15 protein-coding genes are annotated in these 17,137 nt (G+C 71.1%); 5 read left to right on the forward strand and 10 right to left on the reverse strand.

Features of this window, described 5'->3' with window-relative positions:
* Positions 1–189: 189 nt before the first annotated feature.
* Positions 190–1,734: an MFS transporter gene (locus ACZ6C1_RS24170; protein WP_469243206.1), complete on the reverse strand. Its 1,545-nt coding sequence runs from the start codon at positions 1,732–1,734 to the stop codon at positions 190–192.
* Positions 1,734–2,282 carry a TetR/AcrR family transcriptional regulator gene (locus ACZ6C1_RS24175; RefSeq protein WP_469243207.1) on the reverse strand — a complete coding sequence of 183 codons (549 nt, stop codon included), beginning with the start codon at positions 2,280–2,282 and terminating at the stop codon, positions 1,734–1,736. The genes ACZ6C1_RS24170 and ACZ6C1_RS24175 overlap by 1 nt, the downstream gene beginning before the upstream one ends.
* 86 nt (positions 2,283–2,368) lie before the next feature.
* Here ACZ6C1_RS24175 and ACZ6C1_RS24180 point away from each other — a divergent pair, with 86 nt between their 5' ends.
* Positions 2,369–2,875 carry an HAD domain-containing protein gene (locus ACZ6C1_RS24180; protein ID WP_469243208.1) on the forward strand — a complete coding sequence of 169 codons (507 nt, stop codon included), beginning with the start codon at positions 2,369–2,371 and terminating at the stop codon, positions 2,873–2,875.
* 9 nt (positions 2,876–2,884) lie between these two features.
* Here ACZ6C1_RS24180 and argH read toward each other — a convergent pair whose 3' ends face one another.
* Complete coding sequence (gene argH / locus ACZ6C1_RS24185; RefSeq protein WP_469243209.1) at positions 2,885–4,312, reverse strand: argininosuccinate lyase; 1,428 nt, start codon at positions 4,310–4,312, stop codon at positions 2,885–2,887.
* 83 nt (positions 4,313–4,395) lie between these two features.
* On the reverse strand, positions 4,396–5,589 hold the full coding sequence (locus tag ACZ6C1_RS24190; protein ID WP_469243210.1) for an argininosuccinate synthase: 1,194 nt from the start codon (positions 5,587–5,589) through the stop codon (positions 4,396–4,398).
* Between the two features lie 253 nt (positions 5,590–5,842).
* Here ACZ6C1_RS24190 and ACZ6C1_RS24195 point away from each other — a divergent pair, with 253 nt between their 5' ends.
* Positions 5,843–6,436 carry a pyridoxamine 5'-phosphate oxidase family protein gene (locus ACZ6C1_RS24195; protein WP_469243211.1) on the forward strand — a complete coding sequence of 198 codons (594 nt, stop codon included), beginning with the start codon at positions 5,843–5,845 and terminating at the stop codon, positions 6,434–6,436.
* A gap of 66 nt (positions 6,437–6,502) precedes the next feature.
* Positions 6,503–7,201, forward strand: a complete 699-nt coding sequence (locus ACZ6C1_RS24200) for a L,D-transpeptidase family protein (RefSeq protein ID WP_469243212.1) — start codon at positions 6,503–6,505, stop codon at positions 7,199–7,201.
* 256 nt (positions 7,202–7,457) lie between these two features.
* Here the strand turns inward: ACZ6C1_RS24200 and ACZ6C1_RS24205 are convergent, their stop codons facing one another.
* From ACZ6C1_RS24205 to argC, 5 genes are all read right to left on the reverse strand, one after another.
* The gene (locus tag ACZ6C1_RS24205; RefSeq protein WP_382677140.1) at positions 7,458–8,021 is read right to left on the reverse strand and encodes an arginine repressor; all 564 of its coding nucleotides are present in this window, start codon (positions 8,019–8,021) and stop codon (positions 7,458–7,460) included.
* Positions 8,022–8,028: 7 nt separating this feature from the next.
* Positions 8,029–9,225, reverse strand: coding sequence for an acetylornithine transaminase (locus ACZ6C1_RS24210; RefSeq protein WP_469243213.1), 1,197 nt, complete (start codon positions 9,223–9,225; stop codon positions 8,029–8,031).
* Entirely contained in the window at positions 9,225–10,121 is an 897-nt protein-coding gene (gene argB, locus ACZ6C1_RS24215) for an acetylglutamate kinase (RefSeq protein WP_469243214.1), read from the reverse strand. The genes ACZ6C1_RS24210 and argB overlap by 1 nt, the downstream gene beginning before the upstream one ends.
* Positions 10,118–11,269 carry a bifunctional glutamate N-acetyltransferase/amino-acid acetyltransferase ArgJ gene (gene argJ, locus ACZ6C1_RS24220; RefSeq protein WP_469243215.1) on the reverse strand — a complete coding sequence of 384 codons (1,152 nt, stop codon included), beginning with the start codon at positions 11,267–11,269 and terminating at the stop codon, positions 10,118–10,120. The genes argB and argJ overlap by 4 nt, the downstream gene beginning before the upstream one ends.
* A gap of 88 nt (positions 11,270–11,357) precedes the next feature.
* Positions 11,358–12,386 carry an N-acetyl-gamma-glutamyl-phosphate reductase gene (gene argC / locus ACZ6C1_RS24225; RefSeq protein WP_469243216.1) on the reverse strand — a complete coding sequence of 343 codons (1,029 nt, stop codon included), beginning with the start codon at positions 12,384–12,386 and terminating at the stop codon, positions 11,358–11,360.
* A gap of 320 nt (positions 12,387–12,706) precedes the next feature.
* On the opposite strand from argC, the gene ACZ6C1_RS24230 reads away from it, so the two are divergent.
* Entirely contained in the window at positions 12,707–13,096 is a 390-nt protein-coding gene (locus ACZ6C1_RS24230) for a hypothetical protein (RefSeq protein ID WP_469243217.1), read from the forward strand.
* 183 nt (positions 13,097–13,279) lie between these two features.
* The gene (locus tag ACZ6C1_RS24235) at positions 13,280–14,371 is read left to right on the forward strand and encodes a PP2C family protein-serine/threonine phosphatase (RefSeq protein WP_469243218.1); all 1,092 of its coding nucleotides are present in this window, start codon (positions 13,280–13,282) and stop codon (positions 14,369–14,371) included.
* A gap of 149 nt (positions 14,372–14,520) precedes the next feature.
* Here the strand turns inward: ACZ6C1_RS24235 and ACZ6C1_RS24240 are convergent, their stop codons facing one another.
* Positions 14,521–16,923, reverse strand: coding sequence for an ATP-binding cassette domain-containing protein (locus ACZ6C1_RS24240; protein WP_469243219.1), 2,403 nt, complete (start codon positions 16,921–16,923; stop codon positions 14,521–14,523).
* Positions 16,924–17,137 lie beyond the last annotated feature (214 nt).

Raw genomic sequence — 17,137 nt, forward strand, 5'->3', positions numbered from 1 at the left:
CGAAGAATCCCCCCTCCCTCCCCCCCCCCCCCCCCCCCCCCCCCCCCCCCCCCCCCCCCCCCTCCTCTCCCCCCCCCCCCCCCCCCCCGCGCGTTCACCCGGAGCCGGAGCCCGGCCGGCGGTCGGCCCGGGGGGCCAGGGCCGGAGGCGGGCCCGCGCCCGGCCTCCAGGACCGGGGGCGGGGCCTGGTCACGGGTGCTCGACGCCCTCCGCCAGCTTCTGCCCCCGCAGCAGGAACCAGGCCGCGACCGCCGTCGCCAGCAGGACGCCCGCGCCGACGCCGGCCGCGATGCGCAGGCCCTCGACGAAGGCGTCCTGCGCGGCGGTGACCAGCGCGCCGGCCGTCGCGTCCGGCAGGCCGGCGGACGCCTCCACCGCTCCGCCCAGCGATTCGTGCGCCGCCGCCGAGGTGGCCGCGGGGACACCCGGCGGGGTGACGAAGTCGCCGTAGACGCCGGTCACGACGGAGCCGAGGAGCGCGATGCCGAGCGCCGCGCCGAGTTCGTACGCCGTCTCGGACACCGCCGAGGCGGAGCCCGCCTGTTCGTGGGGGACGCTCGACAGGATCACGTCGGCGGTCACCGTGAACGCGAAGCCCGCGCCGACACCGACGACCAGCAGGGACGCGCCGAGCAGCGGGTAGCCGGTGGTCCGGTCGAGCAGGGTCAGCACGCCGAGCGCGAGGCCCACGGCGGCGAGACCGCCCGCCACCACGGACCGCACCGAGAACCGCCGGGCGACGTTGCCGGCGATCAGACCGGCCGTCACCGCTCCGACCGCGGCGGGCAGTTCGGCCAGGCCCGCCTCCAGGGGGGAACGTCCCTGGACCAACTGGAGGAACTGGGACAGGAAGAACACCAGCCCGGACAGGCCCAGGATGGTCAGCAGGTCGGCCAGCACCGCCCCGGAGAAGCCCCGGTGGTGGAACAGCCGCATGTCGAGCAGTGGCGCGTCGAGGCGGAGCTGCCGGCGTACGAACCAGGCCAGCGCGGTCACACCGACGACGGCGGCGACGGCCATGTCGGGGCTCGGGCCGTGCGCGGCGATCTCCTTGACCGCGTACACGACACCGATCATGCCGATGAGTGAGAGGGCGACGCTGAGCAGGTCCCAGGGGCCGGGCGCCGGGTTCTTCGACTCGGGGATGTACTTGATGCCGACGACGACGAGGACGACCATCACCGGCAGGTTGATCAGGAAGACGGAGCCCCACCAGAAGTGCTCCAGCAGGAACCCGCCGACGACCGGTCCCACGGCCGCGCCGGCCGACGCCATGGCGCCCCAGATACCGATGGCGAAGCTGCGCTCGCGCGGGTCGTGGAACAGGTTGCGGATGAGCGCCAGTGTGGACGGCATGAGGGTCGCGCCGGCGACGCCGAGCAGCGCGCGGGCCACGATCATCATCTCGGGGGTGGTGGCGTACGCGTTGAGCACGGAGACGGCACCGAAGGCGGCGGCTCCGGTCAGGAGCAGCTTCTTGCGGCCGATGCGGTCGCCGAGGCTGCCCATGGAGACGAGCAGTCCGGCGATGACGAAGGAGTAGACGTCGCCGATCCACAGCAGTTGCGTGCCGGTCGGCTGGAGGTCCTCGCTGAGGAACGGGGTGGCGAGGCCCAGTACGGTGGCGTCGACAGCCACCAGCAGCACGGCCAGGACCAGGACGGCCAGTGCCAGCCACCGGCCCGGGCGGCGCAGAACCTCCGCTTCCTTGGTCGGCTGAAGGGTACGGGTCATCACTCCACGCTCCTGCGTGCTCCGCCGAGCAGCAGCTCGGCGATCATGTACTGGAAGTCCTTGGCGGCGACCCGCCCGTCCTGCACGGCCCACGCACAGGTGCCGATGAGGCCGTAGAGCGCCTCGGTGAGCCAGGCGGGTGTGAGGTCGATCCGGAACTCGCCCCGCTCCTGGCCGCGCCGGAAGAGCGCGGCGACACGGGCGTCGAGGCGGGCCCAGCCCTCGTTCACCTGGTCGCCCTCGAAGAGCTGATTCTCGGTGACGAGGAACGCGAGCAGCCCGGCGATCGGCTCCACGCCGGCGATGAGCCGCCGCAGCGCCTCCTCGGCGGTGCCGTCGTCGAACCGGGCGGCCTCGATGGCCGCCTCGAACTCCTGGATGCCGAGCGCCTCCAGGGCCCTGACCAGCGCGTCCCGCCCGGCGAAGTGCCGGTGGAGGGTCGCGCGGCCGATGCCGGCGGCGCGGGCGACCTCGTCCATGGTGGCGGTCGCCTTGCGGGAGAGGAGGGCGGCGGCGGTGCGCAGCACCTGCTCACGGTCGACTGTCATGAGACAACCATAACCCACGTGAGACATAGATGTCTCATTCGAAATTCGATCGACTCACACGAGGAAGGAACACGATGCTGAGGCGCATGAAGCCACTGCTGCTGATCGACGTCGACGGTCCGCTCAATCCGTACGCCGCCCAGGCCCAGCGCAGACCGGAGGGGTACACCACCCACCGGATGCGGCCGACGGGCTGGACGGAGGTGAAGCCGCTGCGCGTGTGGCTCAACCCCGCGCACGGCGAGGAGCTGCGGGCGCTGTCCCGCCTCTACGACCTGGTCTGGGCGACCACGTGGAAGGGCGAGGCCAACGAGTGGATAGGGCCGCATCTCGGGCTGCCCGAGCTGCCGTACATCGACTGGCCCCAGATGCACGGAAAGGCCCCTCGCGGGACCTTCTGGAAGACGCAGTACATCCTTCCGTACGCGGCGGGCCGGCCGTTCGCCTGGGTCGACGACGACATCACCGCGTACGACCGCGAGATGGTGGAGCGGGAACACCTCGCCGCCGCCCTCCTGGTGCACGTCGATCCGCGTGTCGGCCTGACCCGGCCGGACTTCGACGCGCTCGCGGACTGGGCGGCGGCGCTGTGATCTGCCGGACTACTGCTTGGCGGTGGCCCATGCGCGCTGGATCACCAGGTCGGCCTTGAGCTCGGCGAGCTGCGTGGCGACGGCGGAGGGGGCCGTGCCGCCCCGGCCGCTGCGGGAGGCGAGGGCGCCGGGGACGTTCAGGACGGTCCGCACCTCGGGGGTGAGGTGCTCGGAGATCTTGGCGAACTGCTCGTCGGTCAGCTCGTCCAGCTCGATGCCGTGCGCCTCGCACTCCTTGACGCACTCGCCCGCGACCTCGTGCGCCACCCGGAACGGCACACCCTGCTTGACCAGCCACTCTGCGATGTCGGTCGCGAGGGAGAAGCCGGCCGGGGCGAGCTCCTCCATCCGCTCCCGGTTGACCGTGAGCGTGGCCATCATGCCGGTGAAGGCGGGCAGCAGGACCTCCAGCTGGTCGCAGGAGTCGAAGACCGGTTCCTTGTCCTCCTGAAGGTCGCGGTTGTACGCGAGCGGCAGGGCCTTGAGGGTGGCGAGCAGGCCCGTGAGGTTGCCGATGAGGCGGCCGGACTTGCCGCGCGCGAGCTCGGCGATGTCCGGGTTCTTCTTCTGCGGCATGATCGACGAGCCGGTGGAGAAGGCGTCGTGCAGGGTCACGAAGGAGAACTCCTTCGTGTTCCAGATGATGATCTCCTCGGCGATCCGGGAGAGGTTCACCCCGATCATCGCGGTGATGAAGGCGAACTCGGCGACGAAGTCGCGCGATGCCGTGCCGTCGATGGAGTTGCCCGCGCTGCCGTTCTCGAAGCCCAGGTCCTTGGCGACCGCCTCCGGGTCGAGCCCGAGCGACGAACCGGCCAGCGCGCCGGAGCCGTACGGGGACACCGCCGTCCGCTTGTCCCACTGGCGCAGCCGCTCCGCGTCCCGGGAGAGGGACTGGACGTGTGCCAGCACGTGGTGGGCGAACAGCACCGGCTGGGCGTGCTGGAGGTGCGTACGCCCCGGCATGGCGACGTCCGGGTGCGCCTCGGCGAGGCCCACGAGGGCGTCCTGGAGGTCGGCGACGAGGCCGCCGATGATCCGGGCGTGGTCGCGCAGGTACATCCGGAACAGCGTGGCGACCTGGTCGTTGCGGGACCGGCCCGCCCGCAGCTTGCCGCCGAGGTCCGGGCCGAGCCGCTCCAGCAGGCCGCGCTCCAGCGCGGTGTGGACGTCCTCGTCGGCGATGGTGCCGGTGAAGGAGCCGTCCGCGACGTCCGCCTCCAACTGGTCGAGGCCCGCCAGCATGCGGGTCAGCTCGTCGGCGGTGAGCAGCCCGGCCTTGTGGAGCACACGGGCGTGGGCGCGAGAGCCGGCGATGTCGTACGGCGCGAGACGCCAGTCGAAGTGCACGGACGCCGACAGCTTGGCCAGCGCCTCGGCGGGGCCGTCGGCGAAACGTCCGCCCCAGAGCCGGACGTCACCGTTGTTGCTGCTCACTGCTTCAAGCTCCTCACGGCTGTGGAAGTACGCCGCCTCCCCGCCCACGGGGAACGGGGAGGCGGCTGTCGAACGAGTCGGTGTCAGGACAGGTCACGCTTGGCGGCGATCTTCGACGACAGCGCGAAGATGTCGATGAAGCCCTGTGCCTTCGACTGGTCGAAGGTGTCGCCCGAGTCGTACGTGGCCAGGTTGAAGTCGTACAGCGACTCGTCGGACTTCCGGCCGGTGACGACGGCGCGGCCGCCGTGCAGGGTCATCCGGATGTCGCCGGAGACGTGCTGGTTGGCCTCGTTGATGAAGCCGTCCAGGGCCCGCTTGAGCGGCGAGAACCACAGGCCGTCGTAGACCAGCTCGCCCCAGCGCTGCTCCACCTGCCGCTTGTAGCGCGCCAGCTCGCGCTCGACGGTGACGTTCTCCAGCTCCTGGTGGGCGGTGATCAGCGCGATGGCGCCGGGAGCCTCGTAGACCTCGCGGGACTTGATGCCCACGAGCCGGTCCTCGACCATGTCGATCCGGCCGATGCCCTGGGCGCCGGCGCGCTCGTTGAGCTGCTGGATGGCCTGGAGGACGGTGACCGGCTTGCCGTCGATGGCGACGGGCACGCCCTCCTTGAAGGTGATGATCACCTCGTCGGCCTCGCGCGGGGTGGCCGGGTTGGAGGTGTACTCGTAGATGTCCTCGATCGGCGCGTTCCAGATGTCCTCGAGGAAACCGGTCTCCACGGCCCGCCCGAAGACGTTCTGGTCGATGGAGTACGGGGACTTCTTGGTGGTCGCGATCGGCAGCTCGGCCTTCTCCGCGAAGGCGATGGCCTTGTCGCGGGTCATGGCGTAGTCACGGACCGGGGCGATGCACTTCAGGTCCGGGCCGAGGGCCTGGATGCCGGCCTCGAAGCGGACCTGGTCGTTGCCCTTGCCGGTGCAGCCGTGGGCGACGATCGAGGCGTTGTGCTTCCTGGCGGCGGCGACCAGGTGCTTGACGATCGCGGGCCGGGAGAGTGCCGAGACCAGCGGGTAACGGTCCATGTACAGGGCGTTGGCCTTGATCGCCGGGAGGCAGTACTCGTCGGCGAACTCGTCCCTGGCGTCCGCGACCTCGGCCTCGACCGCACCGCAGGCGAGCGCGCGCTTGCGGATGACGTCCAGGTCCTCGCCGCCCTGGCCGACGTCCACGGCGACGGCGATGACCTCGGCACCCGTCTCCTCGGCGATCCAACCGATGGCGACGGAGGTGTCCAGTCCGCCCGAGTAGGCGAGTACGACGCGCTCGGTCACGGGTTTCTCCTTACGGTGCATTCACTGACAGGTATAACTATGCAGACCGCCGTATGTTTTGTCAACGCGGATGCCGGGGGCTCGGGCCGGCCACGGGAGGGGGACGGTGGGCCGGGGGCGCCGGGGTGGCGGGGCGGGCGGTGGCGGCATCCCGCGGCGCGGCAACCATCGGCCGGCGCCGGGCCATTGGGTGGGGCGGGGGCGGGGGCGGGGGCGGGGGCGGGGGCGGGGGCGGAGAACGATAATCCCGCCCATGGGTCAAAAGTACGCACGCATCGAGGGCCGTATACGTGACTTCATCGAGCAGCAGCCCGTCTTCTTCACCGCCTCCGCCCCGCTGACGGGCGACGGACACGTCAACGTCTCCCCCAAGGGACGCAAGGGCACCCTCGTCATCATCGACGAACTCACGCTGGCCTACCTCGACTTCGGCGGCAGCGGCGCCGAGACCGTGGCCCATCTGCGTGAGGAGGGCAACGGCCGGATCACCCTGATGTGGTGTGCGTTCAGCGGCCCGCCCAAGGTGCTGCGGGTGCACGGGAAGGGCGAGGCGATCTTCCGGGACGATCCGCGGTGGGCGGAGTACATCGCGTACTTCAAGGACGTCGACGGCCCGGCGGCCCGCGCCGTCGTCGTCGTCCACGCGCAGAGGATCAGCGACGCCTGCGGCTTCGCCGTTCCGTTCATGGACTACCGCGAGGAGCGCACCCAGCACGCCGAACACTTCGGCCGCAAGACGGACGAGGAGTTCGCCGCGTACTGCGAGAAGAAGGAGCACGTGGGCGTCAGCCTGGACGGGCTGCCGGCCCTGCCGCTGCCGCTCCCGTCACGGACGGACGTCCTCTAGGGCAGCGACGTCTGTTCGGCCGCGTCCGGGGAGCGGCGGGCGGGCGGGGCGCATACGGTCCGGGGCATGCGCCTCGGTCTCCTCCTCGCGTCCGTACTCCTGCTGGCTCCCGCCGCGCCCGTGGGCGGTGAACCGCTGCCCGCGCGGATGGCCGACACGGGCGGCGGTACGCAGTTGATCACGGCCGAGGCGCCGCACGCCGGGTCCACCACCGGGACGGTGACGTGGTGGGACCGGCGTGGCGGGCGGTGGACGAGGGTGGGGTCGGCGGCCGCGCGGTTCGGGGCGAACGGCCTGGTGGAGGGGGCCCGGCGGCGCCAGGGCACGTCGACCACACCGACGGGCCTCCATCCCCTGCCGTACGCCTTCGGCATCGACCCCGCACCGGCGGGCACAGCCATGCCTCACCGGCGGGTGACGCGTGACTCCTGGTGGTGCCAGGACAACCGCTCCCGCGCGTACAACCGCTGGGTGGAGGGCCTGCCCTCCGACTGCCGGGCGAAGGAGGCGGAACACCTGATCACCTACGGCAGGCGGTACGCGCACGCCCTGGTGATCGGCTTCAACTACGACCGCCCGGTGCGCGGGCGCGGCGCGGGGATCTTCCTGCACGTCAAGGGGCGTGGGGCGACGACCGGTTGTGTGGCCGTACCGGCGGGCGCGATGCGTCGGATCCTGGCGTGGGCCAAGCCGGCGCGGCGGCCGCACATCGCGATCGGGACGAGCGGCGGCGGCCGGACCGCGATCGTCCGGGTCCGGTCCTGAGAGAGCGCCGCTCTCCGAAGTGAGCGGCGCTCAGCCCGTGGAGCAGTGGACCCCACCGTGGAGCAGTGCTCCACCCCGAGAGCGGCGCTCCACCCTGTGGTGCGGTGCTCCGCCTCGAGAGCGGTGATCCACACTGAGAGCGGCGCTCCACTCCGAGAGCGGCGCTCCGCACACGCATGCGGCGCTCCGCACACGCATGTGGCGCTCCGCACACGCATGTGGCGCTCCACCCCGAGAGCGGCGCTCCACCCGGTGACTACCGCTCCTTCTGCGCCAGCCGCAGCAAGTGGTCCGCCAGGGCCTGGCCGCCCGCCGGGTCGCGGGAGATGAGCAGCAGCGTGTCGTCGCCCGCGATGGTGCCGAGGATGGGGTGCAGCTCCGCCTGGTCGATGGCCGACGCGAGGAACTGGGCGGCGCCCGGCGGCGTCCGCAGCACGACCAGGTTGGCGGAGGCCTCGGCGGAGATCAGCAGTTCGCCCGAGAGGCGTCGCATCCGCTCCTCCTTGGCCGACTCGCCGAGCGGTGCCTGCGGGGTGCGGAAGCCGCCCTCGCTGGGCACCGCGTAGATCAGTTCGCCGCCCGTGTTGCGGATCTTCACCGCGCCCAGCTCGTCGAGGTCGCGGGAGAGCGTCGCCTGGGTGACGCTCAGCCCGTCGTCGGCGAGGAGCTTCGCCAGCTGGCTCTGGGAACGCACCGGCTGCCGGTTGAGGATGTCCACGATCCGGCGGTGGCGTGCGGTGCGGGTCTGCGGAACGGACGGCCCTCCCCCAGGCTCCGCCTGGGGGGACCCCCAGTGCTCGGTCTCCTGCGCGTCGGTCATCGTCGTCTCATTCTCCGGATCGTCCTTCCCCGTGCACGCTGCTGAGGACGCCGGGCAGGGCCCGGAGGAAGGCGTCCACTTCGTCGTCACCGATGATCAGCGGTGGCATGAGCCGTACGACATCGGGGGCGGGCGCGTTCACCAGGAGGCCGGCGTCCTGAGCCGCCTGCTGCACCTGGGGCGCGAGGGGCTCGGTGAGCACGATACCCAGCAGGAGACCCGCACCGCGGACGTGGGAGACCAGCGGGTGGCCGAGGGACTCGATTCCGTCCCGCAGCCTCTCCCCGAGACGCTTGACGTCATCGAGGGCCGAACCGGTGGAGAGGGTGTCGAGTACGGCGAGTCCGGCGGCGCACGCGACCGGGTTGCCGCCGAAGGTCGTGCCGTGGTGGCCGGGCTTCAGCAGCTCGGCCGCCGGGCCGAAGGCGACGGTCGCGCCGATGGGCAGGCCACCGCCCAGGCCCTTGGCGAGGGTGACGAGGTCCGGCTCGACGCCGTGGGCCTGGTGCTCGAACCAGTGACCGCACCGCCCAATGCCGGTCTGCACCTCGTCGAGGACCAGCAGGGTGCCGGTGGCTCGGGTGATCTCGCGGGCGGCCTTCAGGTAACCGGGGGGCGGGACCACCACCCCGTTCTCGCCCTGGATGGGCTCGATGACGACAAGAGCGGTGCTCTCCGTCACGGCGGAACGGAGCGCGTCGACGTCTCCGTACGGCACGTGCGTGACGTCCCCGGGCAGCGGCAGGAACGGCTCCCGCTTGCCGGGCTGGCCGGTGAGGGCGAGGGAGCCCATGGTCCGGCCGTGGAAGCCGCCGGTCGTGGCCACCATGTGCGTCCGGCCGGTCAGCCGCCCGATCTTGAAGGCCGCCTCGTTGGCCTCGGCGCCGGAGTTGCAGAAGAAGACCCGGCCGGGACGGCCGAAGAGCTGCAGCAGCCGCTCCGCGAGGGCGACCGGCGGCTCGGCGACGAAGAGGTTGGAGACGTGGCCGAGGGAGGCGACCTGCCGCGACACCGCCTCGACGACGGCGGGGTGGGCGTGGCCGAGGGCGTTGACGGCGATGCCACCGACGAAGTCGAGGTACTCGGTGCCGTCCGCGTCCCAGACCTTGGCGCCCTCACCGCGTACGAGAGGGAGCCTGGGCGTGCCGTAGTTGTCCATCAGCGCGCCTTGCCAGCGCTCGATCAGGTGCGCGTTTGCGGTCATCACTCCCCCTGTCCGTCCGGCACGACCATCGTGCCGACGCCCTCGTCGGTGAAGATCTCCAGCAGGATGGCGTGCTGCACACGTCCGTCGATCACGCGCGCGGTGGTGACACCGTTGCGTACGGCGTGCAGGCAGCCCTCCATCTTGGGGACCATTCCGCTGGAGAGTTCGGGCAGCAGTTTCTCCAGCTCGCCGGCGGTGAGCCGGCTGATGACCTCGTCGCTGTTGGGCCAGTCCTCGTAGAGGCCCTCGACGTCGGTCAGGACCATCAGGGTCTCGGCACCCAGCGCCGCAGCGAGTGCCGCAGCCGCCGTATCAGCATTGACGTTGTAGACATGTCCGTCGTCCTGGGAACGGGCGATCGACGAGACGACCGGGATGCGGCCGTTGTCGAGCAGTGCCTCGATGGCACCGGTGTCGATCTCGGTGATCTCACCGACGCGACCGATGTCGACGAGCTCGCCCTCGATGCGCGGCCGGTGCTTGGTGGCGGTGATGGTGTGCGCGTCCTCGCCGGTCATACCGACGGCGAACGGGCCGTGCTGGTTCAGCAGCCCCACGAGTTCACGCTGGACCTGTCCGGCGAGGACCATGCGGACGACGTCCATCGCGTCCTCGGTGGTGACCCTCAGGCCCGCCTTGAACTCGCTGACGATGCCGTGCCGGTCCAGTGCGGCGCTGATCTGCGGGCCGCCGCCGTGCACGACGACCGGCTTCAGGCCGGCGTGGCGGAGGAAGACGACGTCCTGGGCGAAGGCCGCCTTCAGCTCCTCGTCGACCATGGCGTTGCCGCCGAACTTGATGACGACGGTCTTGCCGTGGTGGCGGGTCAGCCAGGGCAGCGCCTCGATGAGGATCTGCGCCTTGGGCAGTGCGGTGTGCTTACGAGTGCTCATGAGCTGTACGCGCTGTTCTCGTGGACGTAGTCGGCGGTGAGGTCGTTGGTCCAGATGACGGCGGACGCGGAGCCGGCCGCCAGGTCGGCGGTGATCCTCACTTCCCGGTACCGCATGTCGACGAGGTCCCGGTCCTCACCGACGGAGCCGTTCTTGCAGACCCAGACGCCGTTGATGGCGACATTGAGCCGGTCGGGCTCGAAGGCGGCCCTGGTGGTGCCGATGGCGGACAGGACACGGCCCCAGTTGGGGTCCTCGCCGTGGATGGCGCACTTGAGGAGGTTGTTGCGGGCGATGGAGCGGCCCACCTCGACGGCGTCGTCCTCGCTCGCCGCGTTGATCACCTCGACGCGGATGTCCTTGGAGGCGCCCTCGGCGTCGCCGATGAGCTGGCGGCCGAGGTCGTCGCAGACCTGCGTCACCGCTTCGGCGAAGTCGGCGTACGCGGGAGTGGTTCCGGACGCACCGGAGGCCAGGAGCAGCACGGTGTCGTTGGTGGACATGCAGCCGTCGGAGTCGACCCGGTCGAAGGTGACACGGGTGGCGTCGCGCAGCGCCTTGTCGAGGGTCGGGGCGTCGACGTCGGCGTCGGTGGTGACCACGACGAGCATGGTCGCGAGGCCGGGGGCGAGCATGCCGGCGCCCTTGGCCATGCCGCCGACGGTCCAGCCGTCCTTGGTGACCACGGAGGTCTTGTGCACGGTGTCGGTGGTCTTGATGGCGATGGCGGCCTTCTCGCCACCGTGCTCGGAGAGCTCCTTCGCCGCCTTCTCGACGCCCGGGAGGAGCTTGTCCATGGGCAGGAGTACGCCGATCAGGCCGGTGGACGCGACGGCGACCTCACCCGCGCCGATCTCCAGGACCTCGGCGACCTTCTCGGCGGTGGCGTGGGTGTCCTGGAAGCCCTTGGGGCCGGTGCAGGCGTTGGCGCCGCCGGAGTTCAGCACGACGGCCCGCAGCTCGCCGGTCTTCAGGACCTGCTCGGACCACAGGACGGGCGCGGCCTTGACACGGTTGGAGGTGAAGACGCCCGCGGCGGCACGGCGGGGCCCGGTGTTGACCACGAGGGCCAGGTCCGGGTTGCCGTTCGCCTTGATCCCGGCCGCGATCCCCGCGGCCGTGAATCCCTTTGCTGCCGTGACGCTCACTGTGTATCTCCGTTCGCTTCTCCGCCCCCGCAGCGCAGAGGTGCGGGCATCATCGTCGTCTGCGGCCCGGCGGCTGCGCGCACGTCGCTCACGGGGCGACTCCGGTCGTGGAAAGACCCGTGTCCTCGGCAAGCCCGAGGGCGATGTTCATGCTCTGCACCGCGCCGCCGGCGGTGCCCTTGGTGAGGTTGTCGATGGCGCTGATCGCGATGATGCGGCCCGCCACCGGGTCGTACGCGACCTGCACCTGAACGGCGTTGGAACCGTAGACGGACGCCGTCGCGGGCCACTGGCCCTCGGGGAGGAGGCGGACGAACGGCTCGTCGCCGTACGCCTTGGCGTAGGCGGCCCGGACGTCCTCGGCCGTGGTGCCCGGCTTCGCCTTGGCGCTGCACGTGGCGAGGATGCCGCGCGCCATGGGGGCGAGGGTCGGGGTGAAGGAGACGGTGACCGGCTCGCCGGCGACCGCGCCGAGGTTCTGCATCATCTCCGGGGTGTGGCGGTGCCCGCCGCCGACGCCGTAGGGGCTCATGGAGCCCATCACCTCGGAGCCCAGCAGGTGCGGCTTGAGCGCCTTGCCCGCGCCGGACGTGCCGGTCGCGGCGACGATCACCGCCTCCGGCTCGGCGAGGCCGCCGGCGTACGCGGGGAACAGGGCGAGCGACACGGCGGTGGGGTAGCAGCCGGGCACCGCGATGCGCCTGGCGCCCTCCAGCGCGGCGCGGGCGCCCGGCAGCTCGGGAAGGCCGTAGGGCCAGGTGCCGGCGTGGGCGGAGCCGTAGAACTTCTCCCAGTCGGCGGCGTCCTTCAGCCGGAAGTCGGCGCCCATGTCGACGACCAGGACGTCGTGACCGAGCTGCTCGGCGACGGCGGCGGACTGGCCATGCGGCAGGGCGAGGAAGACCACGTCGTGACCGGCGAGGACCTCGGGCGTGGTGGGCTCCAGGACCCGGTCGGCGAGCGGCAGCAGGTGGGGCTGCAGCGTGCCGAACTTCTGGCCGGCGTTGGAGTGGCCGGTCAGGGCGCCGATCTCGACCCGCGGGTGGCCGAGGAGCAGACGGAGCACCTCTCCGCCCGCGTATCCGCTCGCGCCTGCCACTGCTGCTCGTACTGCCATCGGACCCTCCTCGTCGATGGCATGACTATACGCAGCCTTGCAGTGTTATGCAAAGGCCTGCCGGTGCCGCTACGGGCCCGCCGGGTAGCGGGACGGCAGCGGTACGTCATGACACGGATCCCTTGGCCCGTCCGGACACTCCCGGCACCAGGCCCGGTGCGGTCGCTCCGCACGGAGCGGCCGATCGGGAGCAAGTGCACGTCCCTCAGGGCGACTTGCCGGTGCGACGGACCGGCGTACTAGGCTCCGCGATGATCAACTGCAGCCCCGGGTCGCCGTACGGGCGCCGGGCGGTGCAGCTTCCATGGAAGGACTGTCACATGCGTCTGCGCAAGACCAAGGCCGCGGCTGTCATGCTCGCCGCAATGGGCCTCACCTTCTCGCTGGCCACCCCCGCGAGCGCCTGGAGCTACGGCGCGTACGGGGGCGGCGGGTACGGCGAGTGGCAGCAGGACCCGTCCGGAGACCTCAAGGGCGACTCGTTCCGGGCGTGCGACCAGTGGTCCGACGGTTACGCCATCTACGTCCGCATCGACATAGGCCGGGACGGTGACTTCGACTCCTCGGTCACCACCAAGGGGCACTACGCGCCCTACTGCACGCCGTGGAAGTACCTCGACCTGCCCGAGGGCACCCCCATCCGGATGTACATCTACAAGTCCGACGCCGACGGCCACCACAACCCGGTCTGGCGGGACGGCACCGCGTAAGGGGCAGCCCGCCCGCCCGGACCCGCACGGCCGGCCGCGGATCCGGGCGAGCGGGCGAGCGGCCGGGGGCGCCGACGACCGCGGCCCGACAAGGGCACTCGTCGACCGTTGAGCGGGGGGGAACGGGGAGCCGGCCTGATCGTCAGAGGGCTATGCCCTCATTGCCCGGATATTCTGGGAAGTGTGATCGAGTCTGGACGGCCGCGTCTCCGCAGGCGCCCCGGCCCGGGAAGACTGGTGCGGCTGTCGCCCGTCATCCTGACCGTCGTCATCGCCAGCCTGGCGTACAGCACTCCCCCGGAAATGGCCTTCAGCCGTCTCCTGCCCGCGGCGCCCGCCCTCGCCGCCGCGATGTGGCCGGTGCTCCCCACGATCCTGCTGGGGACGGTCTGTCTCTGCCTGATGATCGGCCTCAGCCTCGTCTTCCCCGACCTGGGGACGTGGTGGACGGTCGCGGGGATCATCGCGGTCACCGTGGCCGCCGCGTACGGAAGCCACGTCCGGCTCCAGCGGGAGCGCACGCTCTTCCAGGTACGGCTCGTCGCCGACGCGGCGCAGCAGGTGGTGCTGAGCCCGATGCCGCGCCGTTTGGGCAGCATCGAGATCGAGTCGCTGTACCTCGCGGCCGCGGCGGAGGCCCGCATCGGCGGGGATTTCTACGAGGTGGTCGACACGCCGTACGGGGTCAGGCTGCTCATCGGTGACGTGCGGGGCAAGGGCCTGCCGGCGGTGGGGGCGGCCGCGGCGATCGTCAACGCCTTCCGGGAGGCGGCCTACGGCGAACGGGACATGGTCGACGTCGCACGCAGGCTGGACGCCAGCAGCGCCCGTTACAACGCCGCCTTTCCCCCGGAGGGGCCGATGGAGCGCTTCGCCACCGCCCTGCTCGTCGAGATCCCGCACGAGGGCAGACACATCGACATCCTCAATTGCGGACACCCCCCGCCACTGCTCCTGAACCGCGGAACTCTCCGTGTCCTCGAGCCGGCCACCCCATCGCCCCTGCTCAGCCTCGCGGAGCTGATCGGCGACCAGTACACCGTCGACACCTATGACCTCGCCCCCGACGACCTGCTGCTCCTCTACACCGACGGGATCGCCGAGGCCCGCTCCCGCGACGGCGAGTTCTTCCCGCTGGCGGCCTGGATGCGTGGACAGCCGCCGACACCGCCCCGGGACCTGCTGACGGCTCTTCACCGTGACCTCCTCCGCTACAGCAGAGGACGCCTCGACGACGACATCGCCGCGCTCGCCGTCCACCTGTGCAAGACCTGAGGCCCTGGGGCACCGAGTCCCGTCACCAGGACATCCTCGCGACGCTCGGGACGGCCCGCCGTGTCCGGCGCGGACATGCCCGTGCCCGTGTCACCGGCACCGGGCGAGCCGTGTGGTGTGCACGGGCCACCCGGCGCCGAGGGCGTCGGTCAGGCTCCGACGTACGCCGCGAGGTGTTCGCCGGTGAGGGTGGAGCGGGCCGCGACGAGGTCGGCGGGGGTGCCCTCGAAGACGATACGGCCGCCGTCGTGACCGGCGCCGGGGCCGAGGTCGATGATCCAGTCCGCGTGGGCCATGACCGCCTGGTGGTGCTCGATGACGATGACCGACTTGCCGGAGTCGACCAGCCGGTCGAGGAGGCCGAGCAGCTGCTCGACGTCGGCGAGGTGGAGGCCGGTGGTCGGCTCGTCGAGGACGTAGACGCCGCCCTTGTCCCCCATGTGCGTGGCCAGCTTGAGCCGCTGCCGCTCGCCGCCGGACAGCGTGGTGAGCGGCTGGCCGAGGGTGAGGTAGCCGAGACCGACGTCCGCCATCCGCTCGAGGATCTTGTGGGCGGCCGGGGTGCGCGCCTCACCGGCTCCGAAGAACTCCTCGGCCTCGGTCACCGACATGGCGAGCACCTCGCTGATGTCGCGGCCGCCGAGGTGGTACTCCAGGACCGACGCCTGGAACCGCTTCCCCTCGCAGTCCTCACAGGGGGTGTCGACGCCGGCCATCATGCCGAGGTCGACGTAGACGACACCCGCGCCGTTGCAGGTGGGGCAGGCGCCCTCGGAGTTGGCGCTGAACAGCGCCGGCTTGACGCCGTTGACCTTGGCGAACGCCTTGCGGATCGGGTCGAGCAGTCCGGTGTACGTCGCCGGGTTGCTGCGGCGCGAGCCCCGGATGGGGGTCTGGTCCACGGACACCACGCCCTCCGGGACCGGGATGGAGCCGTGGATGAGCGAACTCTTGCCGGAGCCGGCGACACCGGTGACGACGCAGAGCACGCCGAGCGGGATGTCGACGTCGACGTCCCGCAGGTTGTTCGTCGCCGCGCCACGGATCTCCAGCGTGCCGGTGGGTTCGCGCACCGTCTTCCTGAGCGTGGCGCGGTCGTCGAGGTGGCGGCCGGTGACGGTGTCGCTCGCCCGCAGCCCCTCGACGCTGCCCTCGAAGCAGACGGTGCCGCCCGCCGTACCGGCGCCGGGGCCGAGGTCCACGACGTGGTCGGCGATGGCGATGGTCTCCGGCTTGTGCTCCACCACGAGCACCGTGTTGCCCTTGTCCCGCAGCCGCAGCAGCAGGTCGTTCATCCGCTGGATGTCGTGCGGGTGCAGACCGATGGTGGGTTCGTCGAAGACGTACGTGACATCGGTGAGTGAGGAACCGAGGTGCCGGATCATCTTGACGCGCTGCGCCTCGCCGCCCGACAGCGTGCCCGCCGGCCGGTCGAGCGAGAGGTAGCCGAGGCCGATCTCGGTGAAGGAGTCGAGGGTGTGCTGGAGCGCGGTGAGCAGCGGCGCCACCGACGGTTCCTTGAGGTCACGGATCCATTCGGCCAGGTCGCGGATCTCCATCGCGCAGGCGTCGGCGATGCTGATCTTGCCGATCTTCGAGGAGCGGGCTCCCTCGCTGAGCCGGGTGCCGTCGCACTCGGGGCAGGTGGTGAAGGTGACCGCCCGCTCCACGAACGCCCGGATGTGGGGCTGCATCGCTTCCTTGTCCTTGGACAGGAACGACTTCTGGATCTTGGGGATCAGGCCCTCGTAGGTGAGGTTGACGCCGTTGACCTTCACCTTGGTCGGCTCGCGGTAGAGGAAGTCGTGCATCTCCTTCTTGGTGAAGCGGCGGATCGGCTTGTTGGGGTCCAGGAAGCCCGACTCGGCGTAGATCCCCACCGTCCACACGTTGTCCGACTTCCAGCCGGGGATGGTGAACGCGCCCTCGGCGATCGACTTGGAGTCGTCGTAGAGCTGGGTGAGGTCGATGTCGGAGACCTTGCCGCGGCCCTCGCAGCGGTTGCACATGCCGCCGGTGCGCTCGAAGGTCGCCTTCTGGGCCTTCGTCTTGGCGCCGCGCTCGACGGTGATGGCGCCGCTGGCCCGGACCGAGGCGGTGTTGAAGGAGTACGCGCTGGGCGGGCCGATGTGCGGCTTGCCGAGCCTGCTGAAGAGGATGCGCAGCATCGCGTTGGCGTCGGTGGCGGTGCCGACGGTGGAGCGGGGGTCGCCGCCCATCCGCTGCTGGTCGACGGTGATCGCGGTGGTCAGGCCGTCGAGGACGTCGACCTCGGGCCGCGCCAGGGTCGGCATGAACCCTTGCAGGAAAGCGCTGTAGGTCTCATTGATCAGCCGCTGCGACTCCGCGGCGATCGTGTCGAACACCAGCGAGCTCTTGCCCGAGCCGGAGACTCCGGTGAAGACCGTCAGACGGCGCTTCGGGATCTCGATACTGACGTCCTTGAGGTTGTTCTCCCGTGCCCCGTGCACGCGGATCAGGTCGTGACTGTCGGCGGCGTGCGGCGCGGGCGAAGGTGTGTCAGTTCTCTTCGCCCTCTTGGCCGTGCTCATCGTGTCTCCATCCGTTGGGCGGGGCCGCGTGCGCGGTCTCCCTCGGCGTCGCGTGGCTTGATTATCCGACCGGTGCCGCAGAGTACGTACGGCTTTTCCGGTGGGCTCATCACGCGGCGTCCCCGCCGGGGTGCCGGGTCGGCGGGCGGCCGTCGCGCACCGGCTCTCCGCCGGGCACGACGGCCTCGTGGGCGTGAGCCTCGCCCCGGCGGCC

It is taken from the genome of Streptomyces sp. NPDC041796, assembly GCF_055590785.1.